Annotated in this window: 5 protein-coding genes; all 5 read right to left on the bottom strand. The window is 48.6% G+C overall.

The window, feature by feature from the left end; translation table 11 throughout:
- Nucleotides 1-1,726, bottom strand: a 1,726-nt coding sequence (locus tag ABW391_RS26845; RefSeq protein WP_353484992.1) for a TonB-dependent receptor, incomplete at its 3' end; no start/stop codon positions are given.
- A gap of 181 nt (nucleotides 1,727-1,907) precedes the next feature.
- The gene (locus ABW391_RS26840) at nucleotides 1,908-2,399 is read right to left on the bottom strand and encodes a GNAT family N-acetyltransferase (protein WP_353484991.1); all 492 of its coding nucleotides are present in this window, start codon (nucleotides 2,397-2,399) and stop codon (nucleotides 1,908-1,910) included.
- Nucleotides 2,400-2,505: 106 nt separating this feature from the next.
- Nucleotides 2,506-2,919, bottom strand: a complete 414-nt coding sequence (locus tag ABW391_RS26835; RefSeq protein WP_353484990.1) for a VOC family protein — start codon at nucleotides 2,917-2,919, stop codon at nucleotides 2,506-2,508.
- Between the two features lie 207 nt (nucleotides 2,920-3,126).
- Nucleotides 3,127-4,080, bottom strand: a complete 954-nt coding sequence (locus tag ABW391_RS26830; RefSeq protein WP_353484989.1) for a nucleoside hydrolase — start codon at nucleotides 4,078-4,080, stop codon at nucleotides 3,127-3,129.
- Between the two features lie 60 nt (nucleotides 4,081-4,140).
- Nucleotides 4,141-5,859: a GMC oxidoreductase gene (locus tag ABW391_RS26825; protein WP_353484993.1), complete on the bottom strand. Its 1,719-nt coding sequence runs from the start codon at nucleotides 5,857-5,859 to the stop codon at nucleotides 4,141-4,143.
- Nucleotides 5,860-5,876 lie beyond the last annotated feature (17 nt).

Below are 5,876 nucleotides of genomic sequence, written 5' to 3'. Positions count from 1 at the left end.
ACACTTCCACCGAGGTTTCAAACAGGTTGTCTTTGAAGTTTTGAAAGAAACCCAAGGCGACTTGATCCGAAAGTTGTGGCTTGATGTTGTTGCTGGTAGGTGTCCATACATCCAAAGGCGAAGCCGCAGCCGTGTTGGACAACAGGTGCAGGTACTGCGCCATACGGTTGTAACTCAACTTGAGCGAGCTGGATTTGCCCAAACCCAGGTTGGCCGAAAAACGCGGTTCCCAGTTGCCATAACTGGCAATTTTGTCGCCGTCCTGGTAATTGGTTGTAGTCAATGGATCTCTGCGCGCTCCCGTCTGTGGGCCATAAGTATACCCTTTGCCTGGGCCGAGATAAGTGTAAAAAGAGTAACGCAAGCCGTATTGTAAGGTGAGTTGTTTGCCCACTTTTTGCTCATTGCCAATGTAAATGGCGTTTTCAATGGCGTATTTGCTATCCTGGCCAATGATGCGGGTTTCACCACCAGAAATGGCCACGGCTTTACCGGGTTGGAAAGTATAATAAATCATTTGACCGCCAAAAGAAATCTTGTTGCGGGAATTAAGGAAGTAGGTAAAGTCGGGTTTGAAACTGTAATTTTTGATGTTCGAATTCCAACGAAATGCATCTCGAGGATTCGGTTCCAAAAGATCAGATTGCAAGCGGTAATCGTAGTTGCTGAAAAAAGCAGTAGCGTTGAGAAAGAGCTTGTCGTTGAAAATGTGGTTCCAACGCGCGGAAGCCGTGGTATTTCCCCAGTCGAATCCAAACTGAGCGCCAAACACATCGCGACCAAAGTAACCAGAAAGGAAAACCGTGTTTTTGTCGTCAATCCGGTAATTGGCTTTGGCGGTCAGGTCGTAGAAGTAGAAACGACTGTCTTTCAAATCGCCTTTCAAAAACGGTTTGGCCAATACGTCGATGTACGAGCGGCGGGCCGCCACAATAATCGAGCCCTTGTCTTTGATGATGGGCGCTTCGATCGACAAGCGACTAAAAATCGTTCCCAATCCACCCGCAACTGAAAGTTTCTTGGAGTTGCCTTCCTTCATGCGTACGTCCAGAATCGAGGAAATTCGACCACCATACTCGGCAGGAATGCCCCCTTTGATGAGCTTTACGTCTTTGACCGCATCTGGGTTGAACACTGAAAAGAAACCAAACAAGTGCGAGGAGTTGAACACTGGCGCTTCATCCAGCAAGACCAGGTTTTGGTCTACGTTGCCACCCCGGACGTTGAATCCCGTAGCGCCTTCACCGACGGTGGTTACGCCAGGCAGCAACTGAATGCTGCGGATCACATCCACCTCGCCCAACAAAGCCGGCATTTTCTGAATGGTGCGCATCTCTACCTTGTTGACCGACATTTCGATGCTGCGCACGTTCTCATCCACGCGGTCTGAACTGATCACCACTGTTTCCAGTTCGGTGGCTTCTTCTTTCATTTCCAGGTTGAGCTTGACGTTCGTGTTGTCCAGCACGACATTGCGGGTCTCTTTTTGGAAACTGATGTAAGAGAAGCTGATTTCGTAAGTGCCGCGCGGCAAGGTAATGGAGTAAAATCCATAATCGTTGGTGGTCACACCTTCTCCCAAAGTGGGGACAAATACAGTGGCTCCAAGGAGCGCTTCACCATTTTTAGCATCCTTCACATAACCACTGATGGTGAGCTTGTCCTGAGCGAAAACGGTAGCAAAACTCAGGAAAGACACCAACAGCACAAGTAGCAGTTTGTACATATAGTTGGGTTTTTTAAAAGCATAGTAGTGGGGCAAAATGAACATTTATTTTTTTATCGGCCCCTCCTATCGGGTGCAGGCAAGGTAATAACAGTCGTTTGAAGAGATAAGTTTTCTCGACAAAAGGTTGTAGACCAAAGAAGGAGGAAGTGGTGGAGTGTCAAATTTTTTACCTTTCGGCTCAATTGCCCAAACGAACGTACAAACTCAAGTCATAATCTGCCCGAATGGAGGCATAGGAATGCCCAAGCTGGATAAATCCCAAATCACGCAAAATCTTGATCATGGCAAAGTTGTCCACTCTTGAAGTGGCAAATAGGTCTACCTCATTTTCTGCACATATGATGGCCGACAGTTTCTTGCCAATGCCCTGCCCGCGGTAGGCCGGCAAACTGACGATCCAGCCCAATTCGTAGGTGTACCGCCCAGCCTGATCGGCTTGATCGGCTTGTTTGAAAATCCACAACTTGTAGTCTGGATGCGGAATTTTCAGCGCAGCAATGCCCTGGATGTCTTCACTGTTGGGGTAAAAATACAAGAGCGGGTTTTGGGCAATCGTGGCATCGTAACTTTGAGGGGATACCGCTCCTCCTTCCAAAACGATGGTTCTGAACTTGTCCAGTTGGCAGGGCGTGGCAGCGTTGGCAAAAACTTTGTGGTAAGAGCGTGTCATTAGGCTGATCGTTATTGGGGCTCAGCAAAGATAGCCAGGAGATGTCAGGAATCAAACCGGAGGAGGGACTTGGAGGGGGAAATTGGCTTTTTTGGGGATTTTTCTTTCACTTCGTTCTCCCCTCCACTATCTTATCATACTCCAAATCATTTGGTTCCCATAACTCAATTTTGTTCCCTTCTCCATCCAGGATGTGGACGAATTTGCCGTATTCAAATGCCTCGATTTCATCAAGGACGGTTACGCCTTCCTGTCTCAAAACCGCTACCAATGCCTCGATGTCTTCGACCCGGTAATTGATCATGAATTCCTTTTGAGAAGGCGCGAAGTATTCCGTTGTTTCGGTAAAAGGGCTCCACTGGGTGAAGCCTTTTTGGGTTGGATCTGCGCTTTGGCGCCATTCAAAATTGGTACCCCATTGATCGGTATCAAAGCCCAGGTGGGTTTTGTACCATTCTTTTAGGTGCTGGGGGTCTTTACTTTTGAAAAAGATCCCGCCGATGCCTGTGACACGTTTCATAGTTGTGTGTTTACAGTAAATTTGAGAAAATGCGGCAAAAAGACTTCAGAATGCTTAACTGTTTCATTTCACGCAGATTTCACGCAGATTTTTTCACAGATTTTACGCAGAACAACTTGTGTAGAATCTGCGTGAAATCTGCGGTTTAATCCGCGTGAAATCTGCGTGAAATAAAAAACCTCGAGAAGCAGCGCAGTAACCTCCCCCTCAATTCCGCCCCATATTCTGCAACAAATACGCCTTCATCGCTTTGGCAATGAACTCATTGGTGTTGATGTACACCCCCACCTCGGCGTTGGGCGTTTTGGTTTCGTCTACTTTCGTAAAACCCTGGTCATCTACACTTACGTTGACTTTTTTGGATTTGAACAAATCGGGATACAACAACATCCCGATGGCAACGGGGTCGAAGAGGGTAGGGGTTTCGTTGCCCCACAGCACATACAAAGCCGAAATGGCATTGGTCAGTGGCGATTGGCGCATCAGCAGGGTCTCTCGTTTGGCTTTGTCGAGCTTGACAAAGGCGGTAATGTCCAGTCCAGCGTAGGCGATATTGGCCCCAGAGTTGACAAACTTCTTGGCGGCTTCGATGTCGCACCTGACGTTCCATTCCACTTCTGGGGTCGGGTATCCCGTATAACTCACGTAGAATGAACCGAACATGGCGTAGATTTTTTTGGCCATCTTCAGGGCATTGGGGTCTTTTTGGAGTACATCGGCCAGGTTGGTCACGGGGCCTACCGAGATGATCACCACCTCATTCGGGTATTTCTTGAGGTTTTCGAGTATGAAATCTGCGGCAGGTTGCTTGCTGGGCTGGAGTTTTTCAAAACCCTTGGCCCAATAAAACTGCTCGGCGTACCAATTGGCCCGTTCGCTGCTGGCGGAGGTATTGCGGCCCAGGCACACGGGGATCTTGTCTTGCCCGGTTTCGTACAGCATTTTCAGGGCAACCCTGGCACGGTCGTCGGTGCGGCCATAGCAAGTAGTGATGCCCAGGATCTCGAGTTTGTCCTGATTGGTGAGCAGCAGTGCCAGGGCAAAAGCATCGTCGATGTCGTCACCGAGGTCGCAATCAAAAATGACTTTTTGGCGGGCTGTATTTTGGGCTAGAGCACCCAGCGCAAAGAGCAAAAACGCCAGGAATAGGAAGTGTTTCATTGGATTTGATGGTAAGAAAAATGAAAAAAGTTAACAAGTTTTTATTGCACGTAGATTCGGTTACAAATTTCTCTTTTTCAACTCCTCCACCGCATTGTTGGCAGCCCTGGCCGTAATGGCCATGAAGGTCAAGGAAGGATTTTGGGTAGAGTTGGAGGTCATGCAAGCGCCATCGGTGACGAAAACGTTTTTGCAAGCATGGAGCTGATTCCATTTGTTAAGCAAGGAAGTTTTGGGGTCTTTGCCCATGCGCACGCCTCCCATCTCGTGGATGTCCAGACCGGGTGCTTTATCAGGCACATCGTGGGTTTTAATGTTGGTAAAACCTGCTTTGCTGTACATCTCGGTCATTTGCTCATGAAAATCAGCGATCATTTTTTCGTCGTTGTCGTCGTACCCAACGGATACTTTGAGCAGGGGAATTCCCCAGGCATCTTTTTGGGTGGCGTCCAGGGCCACGTGATTGCTTTCTTTGGGGATGGTTTCGCCCATCATCCAGGATCCCACCTGCCAGTTGCCGTACTTTTCCTGGGCCAAGCTGTTTTTTAGACTTTCACCAATGCCCGAAGTGTCGTGGTAGGTCAGGCGGCTGGTGCTGAATCCGGCGGCGTACCCACGCAAAAAATCGGTTTCTTGCTTGAATACATTGCGAAAACGGGGCATGTAGCTGCTATTGGGGCGGATTCCGGCGGTGGTTCTGTCCATAAAGCCTTCGTACTCGCCCGTAATCGTGGTGCGGAAATTGTGAAAAGTCACGTATTTACCCAATAGGCCATTTTCGTTGCCCAAGCCATTGGAAAATCGACTGGATGTTGAATTCAACAAAATCAGGTTGGTGTTCAGCGTAGAAGCATTAACGAAGATGATCTTAGCGAAGTATTCCGTCATCTCTTTGGTGTGGGCATTTACTACGCGTACCCCCGTTGCCCGGTTTTTTTGTTCGTCAAAAATGATAGAATGTACTACTGAGTCTGGTTGTAAGGTCAGTTTTCCAGTTTGTTTGGCCCAGGGAATGGTAGCAGAATTGCTGCTAAAATATCCTCCAAAAGGGCAACCGCGCTGACATAAATCGCGCTGCTGACATTTGCCCCGGCCTTGTTGGAGGTGAATGGGCTGTGGTTGAGTCAGGTGAGCGCAACGCCCGATGATGACGGGACGCGTGTTGTTGTAGTGTTTGGCCATTTGCTCGCTGAAGTGTTTTTCTACACAAGACTGTTCATGAGGGGGCAAAAACTCACCATCTGGCAATTGTGGCAAACCATCCTTGTTGCCAGAAATCCCGGCAAATATTTCCACATAGCTGTACCAGGGCGCCAATTCGGCGTAACTGATCGGCCACTCTACGGCAAAACCATCGCGCGCGGGGCCATCAAAATCGTATTGCGACCAACGTTGCGTACCTCTGGCCCACATCAAGGATTTGCCGCCTACCTGGTATCCTCTGATCCAATCAAAAGGCTTTTCCTGAATGTAAGGATGTTCGGCATCCTTGACAAAAAAATGGGCGGCATCTTCATTGAAGGCATAACAGCGACTGGCAATGGGATTGGCATCTCTCAGCGCTTTGGTGATGTCGCCGCCGTGCTCAAATTCCCAGGGGTTCATGTTGGTGGTAGGGTAATCTTTGATGTGTTCCACGTTGGGGCCGCGCTCCAGCAAGAGGGTTTTTAAACCCTTGCCAGTGAGTTCTTTAGCCGACCATCCACCGCTGATGCCTGAGCCAATCACAATGGCATCGAAACTGCGTTTTTTGATGGAATCTATGTTGATATTTGACATGGTTTGCGTCTGATTTG

Origin of the sequence: Haliscomenobacter sp., from assembly GCF_040403615.1 — a bacterium.
In the GTDB taxonomy this organism is placed as follows: Bacteria; Bacteroidota; Bacteroidia; order Chitinophagales; family Saprospiraceae; genus Haliscomenobacter.
This window is presented reverse-complemented; position numbering and strand designations above follow the sequence as displayed.